A 1,214-nucleotide genomic window follows, 5' to 3' on the forward strand; every position below is an offset into this window, starting at 1 on the left:
GTTTCGTCGGTCCGATCATGACCATCGACGCCGACGCCCTCGACCACAACGTGGAGACGGTCGCCACATGGTGCGCCGAGCGCGGCGTGCGGCTCGCTCCGCACGCCAAGACGACCATGGCCCCCCAGCTCTGGGAGCGCCAGCTCGACGCCGGAGCCTGGGGCCTCACCGCCGCCAACACCGCCCAACTGCGGGTGTACCGCGCCTTCGGTGTGTCCACCGTGCTCTTCGCCAACGAGCTGGTGGACGCCCCGTCCCTGCGCTGGGTCGCCGGGGAACTGGAGCGCGACCCCTCCTTCAGGTTCGTCTGCTTCGCCGACTCGCCGGCCGTCGTCCAGCGGATGCACGACGCCCTCACGGCGCAGCACCCCGCGCCGGCCCGGCCCGTCGAGGTCCTGGTCGAGATCGGCAGGACGGGCGGGCGCGCCGGGGCACGTACCCTCGACGACGCCCTCGCCACGGCCCGTGCCGTCGCGGCGAGCCCCGTGCTGCGCCTGGTCGGCGTCGGCGGCTACGAGGGCGTGCTCGTCAACGACCCGTCGCCGTACAGCCTCGGCGTGATCGACGCTTTCCTGAAGCGGCTGCGCGAGGTCACCACCCTCGTCCACGACGAGAACCTGTTCGCCACGGACACCATCGTGGTGAGCGTGGGCGGCAGTTGCTTCTTCGACCAGGTGGCCGACGCGCTCACGCTGCCCTGGAAGGCGGGGATGAACGTTGTGCCCGTGCTGCGCAGCGGTTGCTACATCGCCCATGACGACGGCTTCTACCGGTGGATGGCGCCCTTCTCCCGGCATGGCGCCACCGGGCGGACCCTGCGCCCGGCGCTCCGCGCCTGGGGCCGGGTCACGTCCATGCCCGAGCCGGGTCTCGCCCTGGTCACGGCCGGCAAGCGCGACCTCTCCTTCGACGCCTGGCTGCCCGAGCCGCAGGTCGTCCGGCGCGACGACGGTTCGACCCACGCCCTCACCGACTGCGTCGTCAACGCGGTCAACGACCAGCACGCCTTCATCCGGATCGCGCCGGGCAACGACATCCGGATCGGGGACTGGGCAGGCCTCGGCCTGGCCTACCCGTGCACCGCCTTCGACAAATGGCAGTTGATCCCGGTGACGCGGGGCGAGACCGTCGTCGACTTCGTCCGGACGTTCTTCTGATGGCCGGGCCCGCGCACCGTGCCCGCCGTACCGGCCGGCTGCTCGAAGCGCTGCGCG

General features: G+C 72.0%; 1 protein-coding gene. It reads left to right on the top strand.

What is annotated here, in order from left to right; genetic code table 11:
* Positions 1-1,157 (top strand): alanine racemase (locus AB0O00_RS40330; protein ID WP_363659634.1); only part of this gene is annotated, 1,157 nt, incomplete at its 5' end.
* Between the last annotated feature and the right edge of the window lie 57 nt (positions 1,158-1,214).

Source organism: Kitasatospora sp. NPDC093558 (assembly GCF_040683475.1).
Lineage (GTDB): Bacteria > Actinomycetota > Actinomycetes > Streptomycetales > Streptomycetaceae > Kitasatospora.